20 protein-coding genes are annotated in these 24,776 nt (G+C 67.4%); 17 read left to right on the top strand and 3 right to left on the bottom strand.

Translation table 11 applies throughout. From position 1 onward, the window contains the following. Positions 1-116: 116 nt before the first annotated feature. The 5 genes from RIC11_RS11530 to RIC11_RS11510 all read left to right on the top strand — a co-directional run bounded on the left by RIC11_RS11530 (position 117) and on the right by RIC11_RS11510 (position 6,096). A complete protein-coding gene (locus RIC11_RS11530; protein ID WP_350211365.1) occupies positions 117-785 on the top strand; it encodes an O-methyltransferase in 669 nt (222 codons plus the stop codon). A gap of 35 nt (positions 786-820) precedes the next feature. Next, the gene (gene truB / locus RIC11_RS11525; protein WP_350211363.1) at positions 821-1,744 is read left to right on the top strand and encodes a tRNA pseudouridine(55) synthase TruB; all 924 of its coding nucleotides are present in this window, start codon (positions 821-823) and stop codon (positions 1,742-1,744) included. Between the two features lie 181 nt (positions 1,745-1,925). Continuing rightward, positions 1,926-4,898, top strand: a complete 2,973-nt coding sequence (locus tag RIC11_RS11520; RefSeq protein ID WP_350211361.1) for a DNA translocase FtsK — start codon at positions 1,926-1,928, stop codon at positions 4,896-4,898. Then, a complete protein-coding gene (locus RIC11_RS11515) occupies positions 4,876-5,469 on the top strand; it encodes a Uma2 family endonuclease (protein ID WP_350211359.1) in 594 nt (197 codons plus the stop codon). The genes RIC11_RS11520 and RIC11_RS11515 overlap by 23 nt, the downstream gene beginning before the upstream one ends. Before the next feature lie 117 nt (positions 5,470-5,586). After that, entirely contained in the window at positions 5,587-6,096 is a 510-nt protein-coding gene (locus RIC11_RS11510; protein ID WP_350211357.1) for a hypothetical protein, read from the top strand. A 165-nt stretch (positions 6,097-6,261) separates the two neighbouring features. Here the strand turns inward: RIC11_RS11510 and RIC11_RS11505 are convergent, their stop codons facing one another. After that, complete coding sequence (locus RIC11_RS11505; protein ID WP_350211355.1) at positions 6,262-7,878, bottom strand: SPFH domain-containing protein; 1,617 nt, start codon at positions 7,876-7,878, stop codon at positions 6,262-6,264. 395 nt (positions 7,879-8,273) lie between these two features. Between RIC11_RS11505 and cimA the strand changes: the two genes are divergently transcribed. The 7 genes from cimA (at position 8,274) to RIC11_RS11470 (ending at position 17,275) form a co-directional block, all read left to right on the top strand. Then, the gene (cimA, locus tag RIC11_RS11500; RefSeq protein ID WP_350211353.1) at positions 8,274-9,848 is read left to right on the top strand and encodes a citramalate synthase; all 1,575 of its coding nucleotides are present in this window, start codon (positions 8,274-8,276) and stop codon (positions 9,846-9,848) included. A gap of 91 nt (positions 9,849-9,939) precedes the next feature. Then, a complete protein-coding gene (locus RIC11_RS11495; protein WP_350211351.1) occupies positions 9,940-10,182 on the top strand; it encodes a hypothetical protein in 243 nt (80 codons plus the stop codon). A gap of 3 nt (positions 10,183-10,185) precedes the next feature. Further along, on the top strand, positions 10,186-10,575 hold the full coding sequence (locus tag RIC11_RS11490) for a type II toxin-antitoxin system VapC family toxin (RefSeq protein WP_350211349.1): 390 nt from the start codon (positions 10,186-10,188) through the stop codon (positions 10,573-10,575). Positions 10,576-10,734: 159 nt separating this feature from the next. Further along, positions 10,735-14,016: a valine--tRNA ligase gene (locus RIC11_RS11485; protein ID WP_350211347.1), complete on the top strand. Its 3,282-nt coding sequence runs from the start codon at positions 10,735-10,737 to the stop codon at positions 14,014-14,016. A gap of 290 nt (positions 14,017-14,306) precedes the next feature. Continuing rightward, on the top strand, positions 14,307-14,777 hold the full coding sequence (locus tag RIC11_RS11480) for a CBS domain-containing protein (RefSeq protein ID WP_350211345.1): 471 nt from the start codon (positions 14,307-14,309) through the stop codon (positions 14,775-14,777). Between the two features lie 353 nt (positions 14,778-15,130). Further along, complete coding sequence (pyrG, locus tag RIC11_RS11475; protein WP_350211343.1) at positions 15,131-16,819, top strand: CTP synthase; 1,689 nt, start codon at positions 15,131-15,133, stop codon at positions 16,817-16,819. A gap of 42 nt (positions 16,820-16,861) precedes the next feature. After that, positions 16,862-17,275 carry a DUF1844 domain-containing protein gene (locus RIC11_RS11470; RefSeq protein WP_350211341.1) on the top strand — a complete coding sequence of 138 codons (414 nt, stop codon included), beginning with the start codon at positions 16,862-16,864 and terminating at the stop codon, positions 17,273-17,275. An 85-nt stretch (positions 17,276-17,360) separates the two neighbouring features. Here the strand turns inward: RIC11_RS11470 and RIC11_RS11465 are convergent, their stop codons facing one another. Next, positions 17,361-17,684: a helix-turn-helix transcriptional regulator gene (locus RIC11_RS11465; RefSeq protein ID WP_350211339.1), complete on the bottom strand. Its 324-nt coding sequence runs from the start codon at positions 17,682-17,684 to the stop codon at positions 17,361-17,363. A 111-nt stretch (positions 17,685-17,795) separates the two neighbouring features. On the opposite strand from RIC11_RS11465, the gene RIC11_RS11460 reads away from it, so the two are divergent. The 5 genes from RIC11_RS11460 (at position 17,796) to RIC11_RS11440 (ending at position 23,804) form a co-directional block, all read left to right on the top strand. Beyond that, positions 17,796-19,325, top strand: a complete 1,530-nt coding sequence (locus RIC11_RS11460; protein ID WP_350211337.1) for an NADP-dependent isocitrate dehydrogenase — start codon at positions 17,796-17,798, stop codon at positions 19,323-19,325. 140 nt (positions 19,326-19,465) lie between these two features. Continuing rightward, entirely contained in the window at positions 19,466-19,978 is a 513-nt protein-coding gene (locus tag RIC11_RS11455; RefSeq protein WP_350211335.1) for an RNA polymerase sigma factor, read from the top strand. After that, entirely contained in the window at positions 19,960-20,643 is a 684-nt protein-coding gene (locus tag RIC11_RS11450; RefSeq protein ID WP_350211333.1) for a hypothetical protein, read from the top strand. Before RIC11_RS11455 ends, RIC11_RS11450 begins: the two co-directional genes overlap by 19 nt. Beyond that, the gene (locus tag RIC11_RS11445) at positions 20,640-22,127 is read left to right on the top strand and encodes a hypothetical protein (protein ID WP_350211331.1); all 1,488 of its coding nucleotides are present in this window, start codon (positions 20,640-20,642) and stop codon (positions 22,125-22,127) included. Before RIC11_RS11450 ends, RIC11_RS11445 begins: the two co-directional genes overlap by 4 nt. A gap of 45 nt (positions 22,128-22,172) precedes the next feature. After that, the gene (locus RIC11_RS11440) at positions 22,173-23,804 is read left to right on the top strand and encodes a DUF1559 family PulG-like putative transporter (RefSeq protein ID WP_350211329.1); all 1,632 of its coding nucleotides are present in this window, start codon (positions 22,173-22,175) and stop codon (positions 23,802-23,804) included. Between the two features lie 402 nt (positions 23,805-24,206). On the opposite strand, the gene RIC11_RS11435 is transcribed toward RIC11_RS11440, so the two are convergent. Beyond that, a complete protein-coding gene (locus RIC11_RS11435; RefSeq protein ID WP_350212040.1) occupies positions 24,207-24,665 on the bottom strand; it encodes an MraZ-related protein in 459 nt (152 codons plus the stop codon). Between the last annotated feature and the right edge of the window lie 111 nt (positions 24,666-24,776).

The raw sequence follows: 24,776 nt of genomic DNA, 5'->3' as shown, positions 1-24,776 counted from the left end.
GTTATCCTGCAAAGCGGGCCCGGCGTACACTCGCCCCCCGAGGGCGACCGGTCCGCCCGCTGCCGACTAGCGCCGCCCGCAGGGGCGCCTCCTCGCCTTTGATCCGCCCGATCCGTATGAGCACCGACATCAGCGCCGCCGTCGACGCGTACCTCGCCCCCCGGCTCGCCCCGCACGACGAGGCCTTGCGGGCGGCTGTGGAGCGGAGCGAGGCGGCCGGCCTCCCGCCGATCGCGGTCACGCCGATGCAGGGCAAGATGCTGCACGTGCTCGCGCGGAGCGTCGCCGCCGAGTCGATCCTCGAGATCGGCACGCTGGGGGGCTACAGCACGATCTGGATGGGCCGCGCGTTGCCCGAGGGCGGCCGCCTTGTGACGCTCGAGGCCGACCCGAAGCACGCCGAGGTCGCGCGGCAGAACATCGCCGCAGCGGGCCTCGGCGACCGGGTCGAATTAAGGGAAGGCCCCGCGATCGAATCGCTGCCTCTGCTCGAGCAAGAAGAGGCCGGGCCCTTCGATCTGGTCTTCATCGACGCCGACAAGCCGTCGATCCCTGACTACTACCAATGGGCGCTGAAGCTCACCCGGCCGGGCAGCACGATCGTCATCGACAACGTGGTCCGCAAGGGCAAGCTAGCCGATTCGGAGTCGCGCGACCCGGCTGTGATGGCGTGCCGACGGATGGTCGAGCTGTTGTCCGCCGACGACCGCGTCGCCGCCACGGTGCTGCAAACGGTCGGCGCCAAGGGGCACGATGGCTTCGTCCTTGCGACGGTTCTCGGTTGAAGAATGAGCCTCGGCGCGGGGAGCGCGTCGCCCGCATGCCGGAAGCCCACCGCCGACCGCCGACCGCTCCGCTCGGCCTGCTCAACGTCGACAAGCCCGCCGGGGTCACGTCGCGCGACGTGGTTAACCGCGTCCAGTGGTTGCTCAAGCAGCACGCGAAAGCCGCCGGCGTGAAGGCCGCCAAGGTCGGCCATGCGGGCACGCTCGACCCGATCGCAACCGGCGTGTTGGTCCTCTGCGTCGGTCAGGCCACCCGGCTGATCGAGCACGTCCAGCGGCAGCCGAAGCGGTACCGCGGCACGTTCCTGCTCGGCCGCCGCAGCCCGAGCGACGACATCGAACTCCCCGTCGAGGAGCTGTCCGATCCGCCGATTCCCACACGCGACGAGATCGAATCCGCGTTGTCGGCCTTCACCGGCCCGATCGACCAAATCCCCCCCGCTTACTCGGCGATCAAGATCGACGGCCAGAAAGCCTACGACCTGGCCCGCCGCGGCGAAGCGCCCGAGATGAAACCCCGCCGCGTGACGATCTACGAACTGGCGATAGTTTCCTACGTTTACCCAGAGCTCGTCCTCGATATCCGCTGCGGCTCGGGCACGTACGTGCGCGCGATCGGTCGCGACGTGGCGCATTCGCTCGGCACAGCGGCGGTGATGTCGGCGTTGGTTCGTACGCGAATCGGGCCGTTCTGCGTCGACGAGGCCCTGCGACTGGACGATCTCGACGCGGTGACGCTTCCCAATCGCTTGCTGCCGGCACGCCTGGCGGTCGCCGACCTGCCGCGGATTGAAGTCACCGTGCGAGAGGCGGAAGAACTCGGCTGTGGGCGATTCCTCGCTAGACCCGATCTCCCTACCGGGCGCGAGATCGCCGCGTTCGACTCGGCGGGCGAGCTCGTCGCGCTGGTGAAGCCGCGGAGCGGCGGGCAGGTGCAGCCGGTGAGGGTATTCCGGTAGAGCGGGCGGTTAGCACGGTTCTCTCGGTTGAGCGGGTCTCGCAAAGCCATCCGCAAGAACGTGTGCTAGCGGCGCCCGCGCTGCGCCTCGTGTTGCAGCCGGCGGCGCGCCGATCCCGAGCGATGCGGACGCCCTGCGCGCGTTTTTCTTCCGGCCTCCCGCCTCTAGCCTCCGGCCTGACGTGTTCGAGGACCGTAGCCCGAAGTTCGACGTCGTGGCGATCGCATTGGCGGTCGGCGCGTTGCTGGCGACTGTGTCGCTGGTCACCTACGACCCGGCCGACCCCCCCGCCCAAGCCGTGTGGGGGCAGGCGCCGGGCGAGGTCCGCAACGCGTGCGGGCGGGCCGGGGCGCAGGTGGCCCACTCGCTCGTCGAGATGCTCGGCGTGGGCGCCTACTACGCGGTGGCGTCGCTCGGCGTCGTGGTGACGCTGCTGCTCCGCCAACGGAAGATCGACCAACCGGTTGTGCGTACCGTCGGCTGGGCCCTGTCGCTGGTAGCCATTTGCGGATTCGCGTCGACTCTGATGCCCGGCTGGTCGCCCGGCCCGATGGTCGGCGCCGGCGGGCGGCTGGGCGCGATGGCCGAGGCGTGGCTCGCTGCGCGGTTCGCCACGGCCGGCTCGGCCCTGCTGCTCGGGGCGATGCTGCTCGCGGGGCTCTTGCTAGCGACCGACTACCTTGTGTTCCGCGCCGCGGCAGTGACCGCCGCCGCGAGCGGCGCGTCGTTGGCCGCGGCCGGCCGGATCGGCCAAGCCGCCACCTCCCGCATCGCCGCGAGGCGCCCGGCCCGGCGAACGGACCTCGACGAGGTCAGCGTCGAGGCAGACGGCGCCGACGACTCCGACCAGGAGCAAGAAGACTGGGAAGACGACGAAGAGTCGGAGTACGACGAGAACGAACAGGAAGAGGACAACGAAGACGAAGACGAATCGGAGTGGGACGAGGCCGAGGACGAGGACGAGGACGGGCCCGCCGAAGACACCGCGCCGGCCAAGGCGGGCGTCGCGTCGAAGGTCGGCGGGCTCGGCAAGCGGCTCGCGACGGCCCTGAAGGTGAAGACGCCGGACACGCCTACGCCGGCGGCCGAAGAGGCTCCAGCCGACGCTCCGGAAGGCCCCGAGGTCGCCGAAGCGCCGGCCGAGGGGGCGCCCGTCAAGACGCCCAAGGCCAAGAGCGAGCGCGAGCAGATCATCGAGTCGCTCGAAGAGGCCGACCACCGCGCCGAGTACGACAGCGACTACGAGCTGCCGCCGATCGACCTGCTGCTCCCGCCGGAGGAGTTCTCCTACGACCAGCACGAGAAGGAGGTCCGTCGCAAGGCGCGCAAGCTCGAGGAGACTTTCCGCAACTTCAACCTCAACGTGAAGGTCGTCGAGGTCGAGACCGGCCCCGTGATCTCGCAGTACGAGGTCGAGCTCGAGCCGGGGCTCCGGCTCTCGAAAATCACCGGATTGGCGGACGACCTGGCGATCGCCCTCAGGGCGCCGAGCGTGCGGATCGTCGCGCCGATCCCCGGCAAAAACACCGTCGGCATCGAGGCGCCCAACGACACGCGGCAGGTGGTGCGGCTGCGGGAGGTTATCGAGGAGACCGACGGCCAAGCCCGCCGGATGAAGATCCCCATCTTCCTGGGTAAGGACGTGGCCGGCAGCCCGATGGTCGTCGACATGGCGGCCCTGCCCCACCTGCTGATCGCGGGCCGCACGGGCACGGGTAAGTCGGTCTGCTTGAACTCGATCATCACTTCGATCCTCATGACGCGCGGCCCCGACGAGGTCCGCATGCTGATGATCGACCCGAAGATGGTGGAGCTCTCCGGTTACCGAAAGCTGCCGCACCTGATGCACCCCGTGGTGACCGATATGAAGAAGGCCGAGGCGATCCTCGCCTGGGCCGTCGACAAGATGGAGGAGCGCTACACGCTGCTCGCCCGCGCGGGCGTGCGGCACGTGTCGACCTACAACACGCTGACCGAGGGGGAACTGCGGGACCGGCTGGAGTCGGCCGACGGCCAGCCGATGGACGACGCCGAATGGTCGCTCGTGCCGAAGCAGCTGCCGTTCATCGTCATCGTGGCCGACGAGATGGCCGACCTGATGATGACCGCCGGAAAGGACGTCGAGCAGCACATCATCCGCCTCGCGCAGAAGAGCCGCGCGGTCGGCATCCACCTGATCCTCGCGACCCAGAAGCCGACGGTCGACGTGATCACGGGCCTCATCAAGAGCAACCTGCCCGCACGGATCGCGTTCCAGGTCGCCAGCCGCACCGACAGCCGCGTTGTGCTCGACGAGATGGGCGCGGACAAGCTCTTGGGCAACGGCGACATGCTCTTCCTCTCGCCGGGCACGAGCATGCTGCTGCGGGGCCAGGGCACCTACCTGTCCGACGACGAGATCACGCGCGTCGTCGACTTCGTCGGCGTCGATGCGGCCGAGCAGCACTTCGCCAGCGAACTGATGCAGCTCAAAACCAAGGAAGAGCAAGAAGCGATCGAAGCCGGCACGCCGCCGGCGCTGAAGAACCGCGACGACCTGTACGAGGCGGCCGTCGACGTGGTCGTCCGCGAAGGGCGCGGCAGCGTGTCGCTGCTGCAGCGGTGCCTGGGCATCGGCTACGGCCGCGCCGCGCGGCTCATCGACTTCATGGCCGAGGACGGCGTGGTCGGCGAGTACAACGGCTCTCAGGCCCGGGAGGTGCTGATCTCGATCGCCGAGTGGGAGGCCATGACCAGCGACGAGCCGAGCGAGGCGCCCGCCGCCCCCACGCTCAAAGCCCCCCCCACCGCCGCCGCCCCGGCCGACGACCCGGCCCCGTGGGAGGATGAAGCCGACGACGCCGAGGAGGAATGGGAAGAGGAGGACGACCCCCAAGGGAGTGAAGACGACGAGGCAGAAGTCGACGAAGCCGACTACGAGGAGTACGAGTACGAAGAGGAAGAGGACGCCGACAGCGAGGAGGACGAAGCCGAAGCGGAGGGCGACGGCTCCGAAGAAGGCGAGTGGGAGTACGAAGAAGAGGACGAAGCCGTCGAAGACGAAGTCGACCAGGAGGAGGCCGACGACGAGGACGGCGAGTGGGAGGACGAGGAGGGCGAAGAAGATGTAGAAGGAGGGGAAACGGAGCCCGATGAAGAGGAAGAAGCGGCGTGAGCCGCCGGCCAGTCGCTGCTATAATCGGCCGTCATCCGTTCCGGTGAGCACTTCCAATCCCTCATCCGCGGCCACCTTCATGGAATGGTCTGAAATCCTCGCCGACCCCTCGCTGAGCGATCTGCCGTACAAGATCGAGACTAACGAGTATGGGCAGATCGTCATGAGCCCTGCTTCCCGCGGTCACTCTCGACGCCAAAGCCGCATCGAGCGACTCCTCAACGATGCGATGCCCAGCGGAGAGGCGTTCGTCGAGTGTCCGATCGCGACCCGACTCGGCACAAAAGTCGCTGATGTCGTATGGGTCAGCGACGCCGTTTTGGAGGATCAGGAAGACGCCGATCCGATGACACGCGCTCCGGAAATCTGTGTTGAGGTGCTCTCCGCTTCAAACTCACAGAACGAGATCGACGAGAAGCGAGCGCTCTACTTCGAGCAGGGGGCCATCGAGGTTTGGACCTGTGACGGCCAAGGAGACATGCGATTCTTCGCCCCTGGCGGCGAGATTGAGCAATCGGCCCTGACGCCGGGGTTCCCGTCTCACGTCCCGCTGCGTCGTCCCCGCGAGTGACTGTGGCTTTATGAAAGGCTAGGGCGGCTACGCTTCTCCGCTCGCGTCCGTCAGTCTGCTATGCTGGAGGAGGACAAGCCCCAAGCCTCCCCCCCCCCAGCTCTCGGAGACGCCCGCATGAAGCACCTCGCCCTGCCGATCGCTACGACCCTCACCGCCGCGCTGCTGTCGGCGGCAGCCCTCGCCCAAACGCCCACACCGGCCGACCCGGCCCAGGCGCCCTTGGTGGCGCCGGCCGAGCCGACGCCCCCCGAGACGGTCGAACCGCAGGTGATCGAGCCGATCCCCGCGGCGCAGCCGGCGCCGATGGCCGCGCCCGGTCCGATCTGCTGCCCTATCGAAGTCGTGCGGTCGCGCACCACGCTCGCCGCGAAGCGGTTGATCCGCTGCGAGGGCCCGCCGGTCGATCGGGCGGTCTGCGTGGCGAACCCGGCCGAGTGCTGCGGGCAACTTTACGAGGTCCCGCTCTGCGTGCCCGTGTGTTGTGTCGGCGAGCCTCGGGTCTGCAACGAGTCGACCGGGCCCCTCGGCCGTGGGTACGTCGACCTGGTCTGGGACTGCGGCTACGTCGCGCGGCTCGCGTTCCGCAAGCACGGCGGCGTGATCATCACCTACACCGCCGGCTGAGCGGCGACACCCGAACCACGACAGACCGCGGATTACACCAGCCCCGGGGCGGCCACGGCCACCTCGGGGCCTTTTTTCTAGACCTCGCTCGACGCCGCTGCCGCAGTGTCTTCGGCGAGGGCGATCAAGCAACGGGGGTTGCTCGCCGGTCGCACTCGGTCGCTGTTACTCGTTCGCCACCGACCGCGCGGGCGTCGGCGACGGCTGGGGTCGGGGGCCTTCGCGGACCATGGTGTCGAGCATCGTGCCGATCAATGCCGTGGTCTGGTTGTCGGCCGTGCTCTCGGCAGGGCCGCTGACCATCACGCGGGGCGTGATCTCGATGCCGTTCTCGCCGACGATCTTGAGCACCTCGATCAGGGCCGCGTTGCCCGCGCCGATTTGCTCGGCGATCAGCTGGTAAGCGGCGGCCTGCGAATCGGCCTTGATCCGGACCGACTCCGCGTCGGCCTCGGCCTCGATGACGCGTTGCATCTTCGCTTGCTCGGCGACCTGCACCGCGTACTTGGCCGTGGCCAACCGCTTCTCTTCCTCGGCCTCTTGTTCGGTGCGAGTGAGCTCCTTCTTTTGTTCCGCCGCGCGTTGCTGTTCCCGGTAGGTCTCCTGTTCTTGCAGGGCGATCTCGCGGTCGGTCTGGGTCTTCAGCAACTCGCCGAGGGTCTGCTCGTCGCCCACGTCGCCGATACGCACGGCGGTCACGGTCACGCCGACCTTCTGCATCTCCTCCTGCAGCATCGTCAGCGACTGGCGCTCCTGCTCGGATCGCTGCTGCACGTAGTCCAGCGCCTTCACGCCCTCGGCGTTGTTGCGGAAGATGGCCCGCACCGCGCTGTTCATCACACTCCGGAGCCCGACCTGGTCGTCACCCAAAGTGGCCACGAGCAGCGGCGCGTTGTCCGGCTCGATCTCGTACTCCACCCGCACGTCGACCGGGAACGTGAAGCCGTCGGAGGTTCGCACGATGATCTCGCTCTCTTCGTGCTCGCCGCTCTGGGCGACCGTGGCGTCGGTGTAGCGGACCACCTGCTTGCGCGTCGAGATGATCGTCACCTCCTGCGCGTCGGTGTTCAGGTAGTACTGCCCCGGCCGCAAGGGCGACTTCCAGATGCCCCGTTCGCCGCGCTTCACCAAGCGCGCCAAGCGACCGGACTGGGCGCCCTCGGGCAGCTCCGGCCGTTCGCCTACGTTCGACTTCACGACGCCGACCGTGGCCTTCTCGATGGTCGTGACGTCGGCCATTTTCACTTCGAAGAGCTTCGTGTTGACGCGGTACGACCCCGGCTTCAACACCGAAGTCTGCGGCCCCCTATAGCCGCCCCCGTCCGTCAAGAAATACCTGGCGTCGAGCATTTGCCGGACCTGATCCTCGGCCCATTCCAGCGCGTAGGTCGTGTTCGGTGGGAGTGGTTCGCCGTCGCGGGCGTTGATGATTCCCACCTTGCCCGCGGGGATCTCTACCAGCGGCTGGAAGTCGATGTCGTACACGCCCGGGAAGTACCACGGGTGCCAGCCGGGTCCGAGAATCTCGGCCTGCGGACCCTTCTCGCCGCCGGTCGCGATGATGCGTCCCGGGGGCAAGGCTTCGAGGCCGACGTTCTTGCTCACGAGGCCGATGCGGTCCTCGGCCACGTAGCGGAAGGAAGCGAACGTGAAGCCGATCGCCACGAGCACCACCGCCGCAAAGGCGGCGGCCGACTTCAGCTCCGCCCTGCCCGAACGCCATGCGGTCGCCAGCAAGCCGGCCGCGAGCACGACGCTCGCCAGCAGCACGATTCCAGACATGGGGGTTCTATCCTTCGGTTGGGCGCGGTTGTTGACTCGCAAAAGTAGGTCGCCGGGCCTTCGGCCCACCGCGGCCCTCGACGTTTCTTCGCCGCACGACGGCCGATCTTGCCCGGCGGGCGTTTCTTGACCGGCGGCAGCCCGTAGGCTAGCCTTCCCGCATGCACGCGAGCGCCGGAATCGCCCCGATTATCCCGATCGTCGGCCGGATCATTATGATTCGGATCGCCGGCCGGGCTGTCGGGTCGTAGGGCGCCTCGCGACGAATCGCGACCGAATCCCAGACCCCGTGGCCCCCTCAGGCCCCGGGGTCTTGCTTTTGAGCGGTCAGCTTTCAGCCATCGGCTGTCAGCTCATGCTCGCTGCTGACCGCTAACCGCTGACTGCTGACCGCTATGAAGATCGAACTCTACGACACCACGCTCCGCGACGGCGCCCAGGGCGAGGGGGTCAACTTCTCGCTCGAGGACAAGCTCCTCATCGCCCGCCGCCTGGACGAAATGGGGTTCGAGTTCGTCGAGGGGGGCTACCCCCTGTCGAACCCCAAGGACGCCGAGTTCTTCGCCCGGCTGGCCAAGGAGCCGCTCCAAAACTCCAAGGCCTGCGCCTTCGGCATGACCCGCCGACGCGGCGTTAAAGCGGCGGACGACCCGGGCATGAAGGCCCTGGCCGACAGCCGGGCGCCGGTGATCACGATCGTCGGCAAGACCAGCGACTTCCACGTCGCCGAGGTGCTCCGCGTGAGCGAGCAAGAGAACCTCGACATGATCGCCGAGACGATCGCCTACTTCGTCGGCGTCGGGCGCGAGGTGATCTACGACTGCGAGCACTTCTTCGATGGCTGGAAGAGCAACGCCGCGTACGCGGCTAAGACCATCAAGGCCGCCGCTGACGCGGGCGCCATGCGGATCGTCATGTGCGACACCAACGGCGGCTCGCTCCCGGAGGAGATCGCCGAGCTGACTCGTCAGGCGGCCGAAGTGGTCGACGTCCCCCTGGGCATCCACACGCACAACGACTCGGAGCTAGCGGTCGCCAACACGCTGGCCGCCGTCGACGCCGGCGCGACGCACGTGCAGGGCACGATCAACGGGCTCGGCGAGCGCTGCGGGAACGCCGACCTGATCTCCGTCGCCGCGAACCTCGCCTTGAAGAAAAAGGGCTACGAGGTCCTCACTCCCGACCAGATCGCGCGGCTGACCGAGCTGTCGGGCTACGTGTACGAGATCGGCAATCTGCTGCGGCGGAACAACCAGCCGTTCGTCGGCCCGAGCGCCTTCGCCCACAAGGGGGGCATGCACGTGCACGCGGTGAACCGGGTCGCCTCGAGCTACGAGCACGTGCCGCCCGAGTCGATCGGCAACCGCCGACGCATCCTAGTGAGCGAGCTGTCGGGCCGCTCGAACATCATCGCCACGGCGACCAAGCTCGGCCTGGCCGAGGACAAGGAGCTGATGAACCGCGTGCTGGAGGAGGTCGTGCGTCGTGAGAACGAGGGCTACCAGTACGAGGCGGCCGAGGCCTCGTTCGCGCTGTTGGTGCGGCGGCTCGCCGGCACGTTCGACCCGCACTTCGAGCTGGTCAAGTACCACGTGACGACCGAATCCCGCGGCGGCAGCCCCGTGACCGAGGCCACGGTCAAGCTCGTCGTGCACGACCCCAGCGGCGAGGAAGTGGTCGAGCACCGCGTCGCCGAGGGGGACGGCCCCATCAACGCCCTCGACGGCGCCCTCCGCAAGGCCCTCAACGGCCGCTTCCCCGGCCTCGAGAAGATGGCCCTCGTGGACTACAAGGTGCGCGTGATCAACAGCGAAGCGGCCACCGCCGCGAGCGTCCGCGTGGTCATCGAGTCCCGCGACGCCGACGGCGAGACCTGGGGCACCGTCGGCGTCGACGAGAACGTCATCCAAGCCAGCTGGGAAGCGCTCTGCGACTCGATCGAGTACAAGCTGTGTAAGGAAAGGCTGTAGGCCGGAGTCTGTAGGCCGTAGGGCTTGCTGGCGAGCCGGGGCGTCCGCGTTCGGAGTTGCCCGGCCTGCAGGCACGAACTACGATCCCTGCATGCAGTACACGATCCGCAACATCACCGAAGAGATCGACCGGGCCGCCCGCGAGCGCGCCGAGCGGGAGGGGGCGACGCTTAACGACGTCCTGCTACGAGCTCTCCGCGCCGGCTTCGGCGTGGAAAGCAACCCAACAATCAAGCGAACGCTTCCAGCTAGTTTCGGTAAGACGCCGCTCGAGCCAAAAGTGCTCGAGGCTCTGGATGACCAACGCAAGGTCGATCCGCGCGATTGGGAGTAGCCGGTGCGACTCCTTATCGACACGAACCGCTACAGCGATCTGCTCGCAGGCGACCGCGACGTTGTTCGTCGATTCCAAGAAGCGACGACCGTCTGGTTATCGGTCGTGTCGATCGGAGAGTTGCGTTCTGGCTTCCGCCGAGGCAGCCGAACCGCGCAAAACGAAGCCGAGCTCCGCGAGTTGCTCGACGTACGCGGGGTCCAAGCGTTGCCGGTCGACGAAGAGACCGCCGCCTACTATGCGCAGACGCACGCGTATCTCAAAGACATAGGGGCGAACATCCCGATCAACGATGTCTGGATCGCCGCCCAAGCCCTCCAGCACAACCTCGTCCTCGACACCCGCGACAGCGATTTCGAGCGGGTTCCCGGCCTGCGGCTCCTCAAGAGTTGACGCGTCACCCGCCGGGCCGTCCGCCTTCGTTGGCCCGCCCGCGAACCCGGCCCCGCTGGTCGGCTTCCCTGGAATCGACGATCCTGTCGATCTCGATAATCCTGTCCAAACCTCCGCGTTCTCCGCCCGGGTTGCCGAAAAGCAGCCGCGGTGAAATCGATGCCCAAGACCGACCCCAAGTCGCTCCCCTCCGCCTACGACCACGAGGCCGCCCAGGCGAAGTGGTACCCCATTTGGGAGGAGCGAGGCTACTTCCACGCCGACCCGCAGCCGGTGCTACAGGGCAAAAAAAAGCCCTACTCGATCGTCATCCCCCCGCCCAACGTCACCGGCGCGCTGCACTTGGGACACGCGCTGAACAACACGCTGCAAGACATCCTCTGCCGCCGCAAGCGGATGCAGGGCTACGAGGTCCTCTGGATGCCGGGGACCGACCACGCGGGCATTGCCACCCAGGCGGTCGTCGAGCGGCGGCTGCTGGCCGAGGAGGGCAAATCGCGGCACGACCTGGGCCGCGAAGGGCTGGTCGAGCGGATCTGGAAGTGGAAGGACCAATACGAAGAGCGGATCACCGGCCAACTCAAGCAGCTCGGCTGCAGTTGCGACTGGGAGCGGCAGCGGTTCACGCTCGATGAAGTCTGCGCCCGAGCCGTGCGCGAGACGTTCTTCAAGCTCTTCTCCGACGGCAAGGTCTACCGCGGCAAGCGGCTGGTGAACTGGGACACGTTCCTGCAAACCGCCGTCAGCGACGACGAGGTTTTTCACGAAGAGGTGAAGGGCCACTTTTGGAGTTTCCACTACCCGGTCATCGACCCGCGGCCCGGCGAGCCCGCAACGGTCACGATCGCCACCACCCGCCCCGAAACGATGCTCGGCGACACGGCCGTGGCCGTTCACCCCGACCCGGCCGGGCAGCTCGACAAGGTCGAGGCAGAGCTAACGGAGAAGCTCGCCGCCGCGCCGGCCAAAGAACGCGCGCCGATCGAGAAGCAGCTCGAAACGCTCGCCGAGCGCCGCAAGACCCACTTGCCGAAGCTCGAGAAGCTCCGCGACATGGCCGAGCGTGGAGTCATGCTCAAGCTCCCGCTCACCGACCGCGAGATCCCGCTGATCACCGACGAGTGGGCCAAGCCGGAGCTCGGCTCGGGCTGCGTGAAGATCACGCCCGCGCACGACGCGAACGACTATGAGGTCTGGCAGCGGAACGACCCGATCGGCGCCATCAACATCCTCAACCCCGACGGCACGCTCAACGACAGCGTGCCGGAGAAGTATCGCGGCCTGTCGATGAAGGACGCCCGGAAGGCGGTCGTCGCCGACCTAGCCGAGGGGGGCTTCCACGACCCCGAAGCCGACGTCGCAGACCGCCTGATCGACCTCGCCCACAGCGACCGCAGCAAGACGCCGATCGAGCCGTACCTGGCCGATCAGTGGTTCGTGAAGATGGGAGACCGTTTCGTTAGTTCTGAAGGCACGTACCAGTGGGCGAAACACGCTCACGAGCCGGTGCCAGTCGACGCCGACAAGGGTCCTCCGGCAAGAGCACTCCGGGAAGGAGGTCTGGCCCAGTCTGCCATGGACAGTGTTGAGCGGGGAGAAGTTGGTGTTGTCCCTCCGAGATACGCCAAGACTTATCTCGATTGGCTTGGCGAAAAGCGCGACTGGCCGGTTGGTCGACAGCTCTGGTGGGGACACCGCATCCCGGTCTGGACAAAACGGTTCGATGGCAAAGCAGAGCGTGACGCAGCGATCGAAGAAGCGGGCGAGCTCTGCCGAATGGATTGGGAACGCGATGAACAAGTCTCATACAACTGCCGCGAGTGGGACCCCGACACCTTCATCGGCGTCTCCTACATGTGCCTTCGCGAGGACGAGCCCGAGCTGATTTCGGCGATCGAAGCCGCCGGCTATGTCCGCGACGAAGAAGTCCTCGACACCTGGTTCAGCTCCGCCCTCTGGCCCTTTTCGACGATGGGCTGGCCGGAAGAGACCGACCTGCTCAAGGCGTTCTACCCGACCAGCGTGCTCTGTACGTCGCGCGACATCATCACGCTGTGGGTCGCGCGGATGGTGTTGATGGGGAAGTACCTGCTGGGCGAGGTCCCGTTCCCGCAGGTCTATATCCACCCCAAGATCCTCGACGGCTTCGGCGAGACGATGTCGAAGTCCAAAGGGAACGGCGTCGACCCGCTCGACGTGATCGAGCAGTTCGGCGCAGACGCCCTGCGGTTCGGCATCGCCTACCTGACGACCGAAACACAGGACGTGCGGCTGCCGGTCGAGTTCGTTTGCCCCCACTGCTCGGCCAACCTCAAGCAGACGAAGAAGAACCGCGTGCTGCCGCGGATCGACTGCCCCGAGTGCGGCGAAGCCTTCCGCACCCAATGGGCTGAGAAGCCCGAGGACCTGGCCCTCCCCCGCGGCCCGGTCACCAGCGAGCGCTTCGAGCTCGGCCGCAACTTCTGCAACAAACTCTGGAACGCCAGCCGCTTCGCGCTGACGAACCTAGAAGGCTTTTCAGCCTCCAACTCGCAACTCGCAACTCCCGACTCCCAACTCAAACTCGAAGACCGCTGGCTCCTCAGCCGGTTAGGAACGGTCACCGAGCAAGTCTCGTCAGCGCTAGACGACTACCGCTTCGCCGACGCGGCCCGCGCGCTGTACGACTTCGCCTGGAACGAGTTCTGCTCGTTCTACGTCGAGATGACGAAGGCGCGCTTCGCGGAGGAAGGCCCCGACAAGCAGGTCGCCCAAGCGGTCCTCGCCCACGGCCTCGACGTGCTTTTGCGGCTGCTGCACCCGATGGCGCCGTTCTTGACCGAAGAGGTTTGGTCGCTGCTGAACGAGGTGGCGCCGGTCCGAGGCCTTCCGGAGCCGGCCGAGGCCGTTGAGTCGGTCTGCGTCGCCCAGTGGCCGAGAGCCCAATCCGGAGCCGAGGGCATCAGCCCTCGGAGCGTTGAGATCGAAGACCAGTTCGCCAAATTCCAAGCGGTCCTCGGCGCGGTGCGCGAGGTGCGGCAGGCGCAGAAGATCCCGCCGAAGGAGCCCCTCCAGTTCACCGTCAAGTGCGACGCGACGACGGCGAACCTGCTCGAGCCGATGCAGCCCTACTTCACCCAGATGGCCCGCGCGACGGCGACCGACCTCGGACCAGAAGCAGCGTCGCCCGAGATCGCCGCCACCAAGCCCATCGCCGGGTTCGAGTCAGCGATCGAGGTGCACGTCGATATCGCGCAGTTCATCGACGTCGAGGCCGAGAAGAAGCGCCTCGCCAAAGAGCAGGCGCAGCTCACCAAGTACATCGCCGGCGTGCGGGGTAAGCTCAGCAACGAGAAGTTCGTCGCCAACGCGCCGGCCGAGGTCGTCGAGGGCGAGAAGGGCCGGCTGGCCGAGGCCGAGCAGAACCTGGCGGCGGTCGAAGCCGCACTGGCGAAGCTATAGTCGCCCACGAATCGATCGAATCCTCGCGAATCGATAGCGCGCCGAATTCGCGTCGAGTCGCGGAATTCGCTTGTGACAGTTTTCACAATCTGGTGCTTGTGACACCTTTCACGAGGTCGCCCGATTTCGGCCTGTTTCTGTTTGGGCCTCGGCGCGGGGTTCGCTAGGCTTTTGAGCGGATGCGAGTGGCAGAACTTGCCGCCTGCTCCCACCTCTTCTTGCTGGCCGCGGCGTCGCTTGGTGGATCGACCCTGGCCGCCTCGAAACCTCTTCGACGGGAGCCTACGCAAATGGAAACGATCACCGCCCGTGACTTCATGGTGAAGCGGCTCGTCACCCTTCGCCCCGAGATGGACGTGATGCAGGCGATCCGCCTGCTGTTGCGGCACCGGATCTCCGGCGCGCCGGTCGTCGACGCCGAGGGGAATTACCTGGGGGTGTTCTCCGAGAAATGCAGCATGCACGTGCTGCTCGACGCGGCCTACGACCAGCTCCCCTCCTGCCAGGTCGGCCCGTTCATGGACACCGAGGCGATGACGATCTCCGAGGACGCCCAGCTGCTGTCGATCGCGCAGGCGTTCTTGCTCAGCGGCTACCGACGGCTGCCGGTGCTCGACGAGGAGGGTCGCCTCGTCGGCCAAGTGAGCCGCCGCGACGTGATCAAGGCCGCGATGGACGCCCTGCAGTCTGTCCCGCGCCGCGAGCGATCGCTGCTGTACCTCAGCGCGCTGATCGAACGCGAAGAAGCGCCGATGGTCTGAGTGGCGCCGCGGGGGCCGCCGGGGGAAAAGACGGAGCACGCGAGCCCGGTGGCGGGCGGGCCGCCCACGGTGCGCCGAGTCCTCGGGCTTCCGCCCGAGGCTTCGAGGCTCCGTGGGCTCGCGGGCTCGCAGGGCGCTCCCCGGGCTGACGCCTCGGGGCTCCTTTGCCCCGTCCCCCGTCCCCCGTCCCTTTGCCTTGCCCTTGGCCCTTGGCCCCTCGTCCCTCTGCTCCAGGGGCTGAACCTCTGGCCCTCGGGTCGCTAGACTACGATCCCGTGCGAGGCGCGAACGAATCGCGTCCCCTCCCCCCCCCCGCCCGCCTTCCTCTTGGAAAAGGCCCGCACGGAATCGGTATGGCTAAGCACCTGTTTGTGACCGGCGGCGTCGTCAGCTCGCTCGGCAAAGGGCTCACGTCGGCGTCGATCGGCATGTTGCTCGAGAAACGCGGGCTGAAGGTCCGCATGCAGAAGCTGGACCCCTACCTGAACGTCGACCCGGGCACGATGTCGCCCTACCAGCACGGCGAGGTCTACGTGCTCGACGACGGGTCGGAGACCGACCTGGACCTTGGCCACTACGAGCGGTTCACGAACAGCCCGCTCACCCGCGACAGCAACTACACCACGGGGCAGATCTACCAGTCGGTCATCGACAAGGAGCGCCGGGGCGAGTTCCTCGGCAAGACCGTGCAGGTCATCCCGCACGTCACGAACGAGATCAAGAGCTGCATCACCCGCCTAGCCGACGCCAAGGACGCCGAGGGCGACCGGGCCGACGTGGTGATCACGGAGATCGGCGGCACGGTCGGCGACATCGAGAGCCAGCCCTTCATGGAGGCCATCCGCCAGTTCGCTATTGAAGCGGGCCGCGGCCAGTGCCTGTTCATCCACCTGACGCTCGTGCCGTACCTCAAGGCGGCCCGCGAGCTGAAGACCAAGCCGACGCAGCACTCTGTCGGCCTGCTGCGCCAGATCGGCATCCAGCCGGACATCCTCATCTGCCGCACCGAGCAGCCGATCAGCCGCGACGACCGCGAAAAGATCGCCCTGTTCTGCAACGTCCCCTTCGACGCGGTGATCGAAGAACGCGACAAAGACTTCAGCATCTACGAGGTGCCGCTGAGCCTGGTCGAGAACCGCCTCGACGAGCAGATCTGCGACCGCCTGGGCCTCGACACGCCCGAGCCGGACCTGTCCGACTGGCGCGACTTGCTCGCGCGGCTGCGGCGGCCGGACCACGAGGTCTCGATCGCCGTGGTGGGCAAGTACGCCGAGCACCGCGACGCGTACAAGTCGATCTACGAGGCGCTCGACCACGCGGGGATCGCTCACAAGGCCACCGTGCGTGTGGACCGCATCCGCAGCGAGGACGTCGAGGCCGAAGGGCCGGAACGCTTGTTGGCCGGCCACGACGGCCTTCTCGTGCCCGGCGGCTTCGGCGAGCGCGGCATCGAGGGCAAGGTCCAGGCGATCCGCTGGGCCCGGGAGCGGGGCGTGCCGTTCTTCGGGATCTGCCTGGGCATGCAGTGCGCGGTCGTGGAGTTCGCCCGCCACGTGGCCGGCCTGGAGGGGGCGCACAGCACGGAGTTCGACAAGGACACCGATCACCCGGTGATTTGCCTGCTCGACGAGCAACGCGACGTCACCAACAAGGGGGGCACGATGCGCCTCGGCGCGCAGCCGGCGCTGCTGGCCGAGGGCTCGTTGGCGGCCGATTGCTATGGCCAGTTGCAGATCAGCGAGCGGCACCGGCACCGCTACGAGTTCAACAACCAGTACCGCCAGCAGTTCGAGGCCAACGGCCTCCGCTTCGCCGGCACAAGCCCCGACGGCAAGCTAGTCGAGATCGTCGAGCTACCCGAGCACACGTGGTTCCTCGCGGTGCAGTACCACCCGGAGTTCAAGAGCAAGCCGACTTCCGCGCAGCCGCTGTTCGCCGGCTTCGTCGGCGCGGCGGTCGCCCACCGCAAGCGGCGGAGCGAGCAGAGCCGGCAGCCGATCGAAGACTCCCACGAATCACGCGAATCGACGCGAATCTCGTAGCAAGCCCGCCCGCTGCCTGCTGCCCTCTGCCTACTCCTTGCCATGAGCGAAGAAAAGAAGTTCATCATCGACGAGGACTGGAAGGCCCAAGTCCAAGCCGAAAAAGAAGCCGCTGCAAAGCAATCGGGTGGCGAGCCCCCGACGTCCATCGGCGGTGAGAGCGACCAACCCGCTCCGGGCGCCGCCGCTGACGACTCACTCGACGACGACCCGCCGATGCCCCCCGCGTCGATCGGCATGCTGATGTCGTCGCTCGCGACCGAAGCGTTGATCTCGATGGGGCAGATCCCCCACCCGGTCACCGGCGAGACGATCGTCCGCCGCAATCAGGCGCAGTACCTGATCGACACGCTGGCGTTGCTGAAAGAAAAAACCGCCGGCAACCTCTCGCCAGAAGAAGCCCTGGCGCTCGACGACGTGCTGCACCAACTGCGGATGGCGTTTGTTGCAAAGTAGGCACGAGGCAGAGGGCAGAGGGCAGTCGTGCTAAATGAGCGCGCGACTCAGCGCGACTGCCTGCTGCCGTCTGCCTGCTGCCTACTCACCCCCCATGCACCATCCGGATCAGGTCCGCCACGGTGCGGTGCCACTCGACCGGATGGCGGAGCGGTTTGTCGGGGTGCACCTCGTAGCGGTTGCGCCGTCCGTCGCGGTGGCGCGTCACCACGCCAGCCGCCTCGAGCTCGGCGACGATCTTCTGCACAGCGCGTTCGGTGATCCGGACCCGCTGGGCCACGTCGCGTAGCCGGACGTCGGGCTCGGCCGCGAGCACCAGCAGCACGTGCGAGTGGTTGCTGAGGAACGTCCACGAGCCCCCCTCGGCGGGGGCTGGCGCGGCAGGGCTGTCGGCTTTTTTTTCCGCCATCGCTCTTGACGCGGGCCAAATGAGGCAAATACTTTCACGAACTGCGATTCGTGTGTCGATATTCGCTAGTGGCCCGCCCGGTCACTCCTTCCTTAACCACGAGGTTCCGCCATGATCTCAACGCTCGCTCCCGCCTACGCCGTCGAGAACGCCGCCAGCGGGCGCGACGGCTCGTGCCCTTCTGCGGCCGCCGCGAAGACCGCCGTCACGGTCGTGCGTGGCGACGGCATCGGCCCGGAGATTATGGAGGCTACGCTCCGCTTGTTGGAAGCCGCCCAAGCGGGGCTCGACCTGCGCCAGGTCGAGATGGGCAAGGCGGTCTACGAGCGGGGCCACTCCGCCGGCATCGAGCCGTCCGCATGGGACTCGATCCGGCAGACGGGCGTGCTCCTCAAGGGGCCGATCACCACCCCGCAGGGCGGCGGCTACAAGTCGCTGAACGTCACGCTCCGGAAGACCCTCGGCCTGTACGCGAACGTGCGGCCGTGCGTCGCGTACGACCCGTTCGTCGCCTCGCGGTTCCCCGGGATGGACGTCGTCATCGTCCGCGAGAACGAGGAGGACACCTACGCGGGCATCGAGCACCGGCAGACCGCCGAGGTCACCCAGTGCCTGAAGCTCATCAGCCGCCCCGGCTGCGAGCGGATCGTGCGCTACGCGTTCGAATACGCCAAGGCGTACGGCCGGAAGAAGGTGTCGTGCTTCACGAAAGACAACATCATGAAGGCGACCGACGGCCTGTTCCACAAGGTGTTCGACGAGATCGCGCCGCAGTACCCGGACATCGAGAACGAGCACTGGATCATCGACATCGGCGCCGCGCGGCTGGCCGACACGCCGAATGACTTCGACGTGATCGTTACGCCCAACCTGTACGGCGACATCCTCAGCGACATCGCCGCCCAGATCACCGGCAGCGTCGGCCTGGGGGGCAGCGCGAACATCGGCCCGACGGCCGCCATGTTCGAGGCGATCCACGGCAGCGCGCCGACGATCGCCGGCCAAGACGTCGCGAACCCCTCCGGGCTGATCCTCGCCGCCGTGCAGATGCTCACCCACGTCGGCAAGCCCGAGGTTGCCGAGCGCGTGCACAACGCGTGGCTGCGGACCATCGAGGACGGCGTCCACACGCCGGACGTCTACGACGGGTCGGTCAGCCGGCAGCGGGTCGGCACCCAGGCGTTCGCCGACGCCCTCGCCGAGCGGCTCGGCGAGTCGCCCAAGAAGCTCGCGCCGGCCAGCTACGCGGGCCGCAAGCCGCTCGACCTGCCGGCGACCCAACCGGCGGCCAAGCCGAAGAAGGAATTGGTCGGCGTCGACGTGTTCATCGACTGGGACCGGCCCGGCCGGAAGCCGGAGATGCTCGCCATCTTCCTTCAGTCCGCCGCGCAGCACCTGGGCATGAAGCTCAAGATGATCACAAACCGCGGCGTGAAGGTCTGGCCCGAAGGGCTGCCCGAGACCTTCTGCACCGACCACTGGCGGTGCCGCTTCGTGGCCCTCGACGGCGGCCCGGTCACCCACGGCCAGGTGACCGCGCTGCTGGGGCGCATCGCGCGGCAAGGCCTCGACTTCATCAAGACCGAGCACCTCTGCACGTTCGACGGCCAGCCCGGCTACTCGATGGGCCAGGGCGAGTGAGCCCGGCGCCGGGCGCCGCGTCCGGTTATCCTTGAAAACCGTCGCACCGGCGGGACGCCACGCGTCCCGCCGGTGTCTTTTTCGTAGGAGAGCTGGCCCGCGTGGGCCGGCTGCCGGTCTCCCCACCGCCCCGCAAGCGAATGCCGGAGCGTGTCGACTCCGCCGCGCTCGGCCGCCTGCTTGCCGAGCACGGCCCGGCGCTCGCGTTGATGGCCGCCTATTGGACCAACTCGGCCGACGACTGCGTGCAAGAGGCGTTGATCGAGCTCGCGTCGCTCCCCAGCGCGCCCGACCGACCGGAAGCATGGCTCTACCGCCGCGTCCGGCAGCGGGCGCTGAACGCCGCCCGCGCAGGCGGCAGGCGGCAGAAGCACGAGGACGAGGCTTGGCGAGAACGGCTGGCCCGCCGCGGCGAGGCCGATCCGGCCAAAGCGGCCGAGTTGGTCGACGCGCTCGCCGGGCTGCCGCCCGAAGAACGCGAGCTGGTCACGCTCCGCTTCTACAGCGGGCTCTCCTACGCCGAAGTCGCCGAAGCCCTCGGCGCCTCGAAGAGCGCCGTCCACCGACGCACCGAGGCCGCGCTCGAGCGGCTCCGCCAATTGCTCCAAGCCCCAGCCAACAAAGGGGACCGACCGTGTCGAACGACGAACTGATCCGGCGTTACCAGAGCGAGCTGCGGCTCGCACCGCCGGCGATCAATGAGCGCACGCTGTGGTTCGAAGCGGGCCGCGCTTCGGTGGCTCCAAAACGATCGGGCCGGTGGCTCCGAGCGTACGCGACCATCGCGACCGCGACCGCCGCGTCGCTCGCGGGCGTGATCGTGCTGGAGCCGGCCGTGCCCTCCGCCGACTCGCAACAACTGGCAGTCGCGCCCCCCGCCCCGGTTGGCGGGGGCGCTCCCGCCAGGGAAGCCCCCGCAGAACCACCCGTTTCGCCCCCCACACCAAGACCACCAGAACCCCTCCGGCGCCAACCGGCCGCCCCGCCGGCTTGGCTCGCTTGGTTGTCGCCCAGCCGCCCGGCGCCGCCGCCGGACTCGTACGTCGCGCTCCGCGACCGCGCGCTACGCGCCGGCCTCGACCCCTCGCCGCGCGTGTTCGAGGCGTCGCTCCGTGAAGGAACTCCGGGCGAGGAATCGCCCGCAGACGGCTCGTCGAGTGATTGGGCCCCACCGAAGCGCGACATCACGGCCCGGGGGATGCTCGAAGAGTTGCTGCCGCCCGACATGCCCGTCCCGCCGCCCCCCGCGCCAGACCAGCCACCGGCGTCCGGCCCCGAAGCTTCTCAACCCACCAGCGACCAAGGAGGCTTGGCGTGATCCGCAAGCTCCTCTGCTTCACCGTTGTGCTTTGTGCATCGCCGGCCTTCGGCGAGGCCCGGCTGATCGAGTCCGACGGCGACGGCCCCGACATCATCCGCATGGAGGTCACGCCGGCCGACGAGCCGGTCCCGGCCTTCAAACACCGCCTGCGCCTGTGGCCGCACGAGCTGCTGCCGGGCAACGCGCCGCAGTGGTACTTGAGGGCGTACCCGGAGGAAACTCGCGCATGGCAAGCTTGGCATGAAGCATCGAGAGACGATGAGTTTGACGCGTTCTACTCGTCGGAGACCCCGGTGAGCGAAGCACCATGGGACAGCGAGAGATACCGCGTCGCGATTAGCGTCGCCACCAGTCTCGTCGAGAACCATGTCATTCCTGGCTCGCGGCGGCGAAACAGCGACTGGGGTATCAGGTGGGACACGATGTCGGGACCGGAGGTATACACATTCTTACTGCCTGAGTTTCAGTCGATGCGGGCGCTCGCGCGGATGGCCAATGTGACCGCCCGAAAAGCGATCCACGAAGGACGCTACGACGATGCGATCAATGCTTTGAGGGCGTGCTATCGGCTTGGCGTCGATTGCGGTGCAGAACCAATCGTGGTTTGCACGTTGATTGGCGTCGCCGCCACCGGCGAAGCCAACGGTGGCGTCACGGATCTCATTTCCGCCCCCGGCTCTCCTAACCTTTACTGGGCCCTTTCGGAGCTTCCATCACCTCCTGTTCCTACCGGTGAAGCGATTATTACCGAGATCGACAATGCAGAGCGGATCTACCCGTTCCTCGAAGACCCCTTGTCGGTCGATCGCACGCCGGCGGAGTGGAACGCCGTTTGGTTGAAGTGGGCGAAGTACATGGACGACAGCTCGCTAATGGAGAGTGTCGACAAAGACTATTCCGAGACTTCAGCGGCAGAGTTTTTGCCGATGGCCGCCGGTCTGGCCGGCTACTCGCACGCGAAGGAACGCCTCGTTGATTGGGGGCGTTCGCACGACGAGGTCGAAGCGATGGCGGTCGGACAGGTGCTGTCGCTCTACTCGTCGGGCGTGTATCGCCGCGTGGCGGATGAGCTAAAGAAACTTGTCCTGATGCCGTTCCCCGAAGCGCGGCGCCGGCCGAACATCGTCGAACGAGCCTTCGACGGCCTGACCCCAGTCTTCGGCGGCGAGAACCGCGAAATCATTCCGCTCGCGAGTGTTTTCTTACCCGCGGTTGAGGCTGCCCGCACCGCCGAAGTCCGCGTCGCACGCGACGTCGCCGCTCTGATGGTCATCGAAGCCCTCCGCATGCACGCCGCGCAGAACGACGGGCGCTTCCCGCGCTCGCTGGAAGACATCGCCTGCGTGCCCGTGCCGCAAAACCCGGCGACCGGCAAGCCGTTCCTCTACCACCTCGACGGCCGAACCGCGGTGCTGGACCTTCCGGACTGGGAAGGCTTCCCGGGCTACTCGCGGCGGTACGAGATCACGATCCAAGACTGAATCCCATTCACCGCGGAGGCCGCGGAGAGCGCGGAGAAAAACGTGATGAAGGCTTATCAAAAAAACATCGGCCTTGTTGCTTGTTTTTTGGCCGCCGGGTCGCAGCCGTCGGCGGTAGCCGTCGGACCGCCGCCCGAGCTGCTCGACGCGAACTCGTTCGCCGCTGTGTCGGTCTCGCTCGAGGAGCTCCCGCCGCCGGAGCTGGTCGAACGGGCGATCGCGGTCGCCGGCTTCCCGCCGAGCACGGCTGACACCGTGCAGTCGGCCGCCGCCGCGATCGGCGAGCTACGCGGCCTCGGCGCGTACGAGGTCGCCGCCGCGCTGTCGATCGACGACCTCCCCGGCGGCGCACCGCCGCCGGTCGTGGTCTCGTTCAATGAAGGGAGCGATCTCGAAGCGGCCAAGAAGCTGCTCCAAAAGCAGCCGTGGATGGCCGCGCCGCTGGAGGTCCGCGTCGACGGCGACCGACTGTGGATCGGCGCCGGCAAGGCGCTCGACCGGGCGGCGGGCAAAACGCCCGCCGAGCGCGACGACTTGCTCCAACCGCTCAAAGACAGCCGCCTGGCCGGCGCAGCGGCCTCGCTCGTTCTCTCGCCCGGCGACGATTCCCGTCGCGTGCTGCGCGAATTGTGGCCCCGGCTCGACGCGCCCTTCGAGCGGCTCGACGGCCACCTGGTCGCCGACGGAATGCGAAGGATCGTCGTGGAGTTCACCGCCAGCGGCGACTCGCCCGGCGTCACGCTCCGCGTGGTGACCAACAGCGAGCCGACGGCCGATACGGTCGCCCGAATCGTGGAAGCCGGCGCGGACTTGGCGACTGAAAACCTGAAACAGCTACCCGAGAACGAAGCCAAGCTGGTCAAGCTGTTGACCGAGCAACTCGAACCCCGACGCGACGGCGCCGAGGTCTTGCTTACGGTCAACGCCGGAACGGCGACCGAAGGACTGATGGGGGCGATCCTGCCATCCGTTAACGACGCCAACCAACGCGCCCGGCGTTCTCAGAAGATGAATAACATGAAGCAAATCGCGTTGGCGATGCACAACTTCCACGACACGTCGGGCCAGTTCCCCGCTCTGGCCGCGATCGTTTCGGACGATGGCGAGCCGCTGCTCTCCTGGCGGGTGGCGCTCCTCCCGTATCTGGAGCAGGGAGGGCCCTACGCAGAATTCCGCTTCGACGAGCCGTGGGACAGCGAGCACAACTTGAAGGTAGCCGCCGACATGCCGGCCGTGTACGCCGACCCGCTGCAGCCAGACCTCTCGGCAAGGGGGCTCACGACCTATCAGCGGCCGGTCTACGAAGGGGGCGACCTGGTCCAGCAACGCGACGACGCTGCGCCGTACGAACGCCGCGTCGGAGACCAAACCGTCCGCTTCGCGCCGGGCGAGCAGTTCCGCCAGATCATCGACGGCGCGTCGAACACGATGCTCGTCGCCGAAGTGGCGCCGGAGCACGCGGTCGTTTGGACGAAACCAGAAGACTGGCGAGTTGATTTGGAAAACCCGCTGGCGAAGTTGCGCACTGAAACGCGGCAAGGCTTCGTCACCGCGTTCATGGACGGCTCGGCCCAATTCCAAGAGTTCTCGATCTCAGCCGACCTGCTCCGCCGGATCATCACCAAGGCGGGCCGCGAGACGATCGACTGGAACGCCGAGTACGAAGCGGCCAAGTGAGGATCGCCGGCAGAGCATCCCGGCGGCCGCCGCGCCGCGGGGGTGGGGCGCGACGCGGCGGCCAGCACGGGAGTTGTGAGTGGCGAGGCGCTAGTTAGGAGTTGGTGGTTCCTACTCCTCGTCTCGCGCCTCAAGACTCGCGCCTCACGACTCTATAAACGCCGCGCCCGACGGGGCGAAACACGCGGACATCCTGTGCCCCCGCGTCGCTCCATCCGGTGACTTGCACCCCAACCGCTGACAAACGGTCAAGGAATGACGGTCGCCCCATCGGGGCGCGGTGAATTGGGGGAGGGGCGAGGGGTTAGGGACGGGGGACGGGGGACGGGGGAGTCTTGCGCCGCCTAGGCCTGTCCGTTCGCTGCCGGGCCTCGCTCCTCCGAATCTTGGTTGTGGCCCTCTCTAGCGGGCGAGGTCTTCCAAGAGGTCGCGGAAGGCGGGCATCTCTTGGCCGATCACTTCGGCCCACACCGAGGGGCGCCAGAGTTCGACACAGACCGCCGCGCCGACCACCACGACCTCGCCTCCGGCGTCGACGCCGAGGAAGTCTCGGAAGCCCTCCGGGATGACCAACCGGCCGCGGCCGGCGATAGGGATCGTTCGTTCTCGTGTAGAGAGCAACCGGCCGAGCCGCTGCACATCGCCGAGGCGGGCGTCGAGGCGTCCGCTGGCGAGCTTCTGGCGGATGATCTCGGCCGTTTGCTGCTGCTTCTGCTCCCAGCCTGCGCGCGGCCAGAGGCTCACGCACCCCGGCCGCTCCTTCGCGATGAGGGCCTCCGCCCCGAGGGCGCCGGCCATCTCAGCGGGGAGCGACAGGCGCAGCCGCTGGTCGAGCGTGCGTATCGCTTCTCCGGTCAGCACAACAGGCAACGGGGCAGGGCCGGTGGGTGGGAATCGGCCCGCCCTGGCCGTTGGCTAGCCTGGCGCCGTGGGTTTGGAGCCCACAACTCGCCAAGCACGAGCAGTTATACG

Source organism: Botrimarina sp., from assembly GCF_040219535.1.
In the GTDB taxonomy this organism is placed as follows: Bacteria; Planctomycetota; Planctomycetia; order Pirellulales; family Lacipirellulaceae; genus Botrimarina.
Note: the sequence above shows the minus strand (reverse complement) of the source record. Positions and strands in the feature narration are given on the sequence as shown.

Excerpts from the sequence above, each read along its gene's own strand:
- RIC11_RS11505 (WP_350211355.1), bottom strand. The coding sequence starts at position 7,878 with ATGTCTGGAATCGTGCTGCTGGCGAGCGTCGTGCTCGCGGCCGGCTTG.
- pyrG (WP_350211343.1), top strand. The coding sequence starts at position 15,131 with ATGGCTAAGCACCTGTTTGTGACCGGCGGCGTCGTCAGCTCGCTCGGC.
- RIC11_RS11485 (WP_350211347.1), top strand. The coding sequence starts at position 10,735 with ATGCCCAAGACCGACCCCAAGTCGCTCCCCTCCGCCTACGACCACGAG.
- RIC11_RS11480 (WP_350211345.1), top strand. The coding sequence starts at position 14,307 with ATGGAAACGATCACCGCCCGTGACTTCATGGTGAAGCGGCTCGTCACC.
- RIC11_RS11440 (WP_350211329.1), top strand. The coding sequence starts at position 22,173 with ATGAAGGCTTATCAAAAAAACATCGGCCTTGTTGCTTGTTTTTTGGCC.
- RIC11_RS11510 (WP_350211357.1), top strand. The coding sequence starts at position 5,587 with ATGAAGCACCTCGCCCTGCCGATCGCTACGACCCTCACCGCCGCGCTG.
- RIC11_RS11460 (WP_350211337.1), top strand. The coding sequence starts at position 17,796 with ATGATCTCAACGCTCGCTCCCGCCTACGCCGTCGAGAACGCCGCCAGC.
- RIC11_RS11470 (WP_350211341.1), top strand. The coding sequence starts at position 16,862 with ATGAGCGAAGAAAAGAAGTTCATCATCGACGAGGACTGGAAGGCCCAA.
- RIC11_RS11465 (WP_350211339.1), bottom strand. The coding sequence starts at position 17,684 with ATGGCGGAAAAAAAAGCCGACAGCCCTGCCGCGCCAGCCCCCGCCGAG.
- RIC11_RS11495 (WP_350211351.1), top strand. The coding sequence starts at position 9,940 with ATGCAGTACACGATCCGCAACATCACCGAAGAGATCGACCGGGCCGCC.
- cimA (WP_350211353.1), top strand. The coding sequence starts at position 8,274 with ATGAAGATCGAACTCTACGACACCACGCTCCGCGACGGCGCCCAGGGC.
- RIC11_RS11455 (WP_350211335.1), top strand. The coding sequence starts at position 19,466 with ATGCCGGAGCGTGTCGACTCCGCCGCGCTCGGCCGCCTGCTTGCCGAG.
- truB (WP_350211363.1), top strand. The coding sequence starts at position 821 with ATGCCGGAAGCCCACCGCCGACCGCCGACCGCTCCGCTCGGCCTGCTC.
- RIC11_RS11530 (WP_350211365.1), top strand. The coding sequence starts at position 117 with ATGAGCACCGACATCAGCGCCGCCGTCGACGCGTACCTCGCCCCCCGG.
- RIC11_RS11515 (WP_350211359.1), top strand. The coding sequence starts at position 4,876 with ATGAAGAGGAAGAAGCGGCGTGAGCCGCCGGCCAGTCGCTGCTATAAT.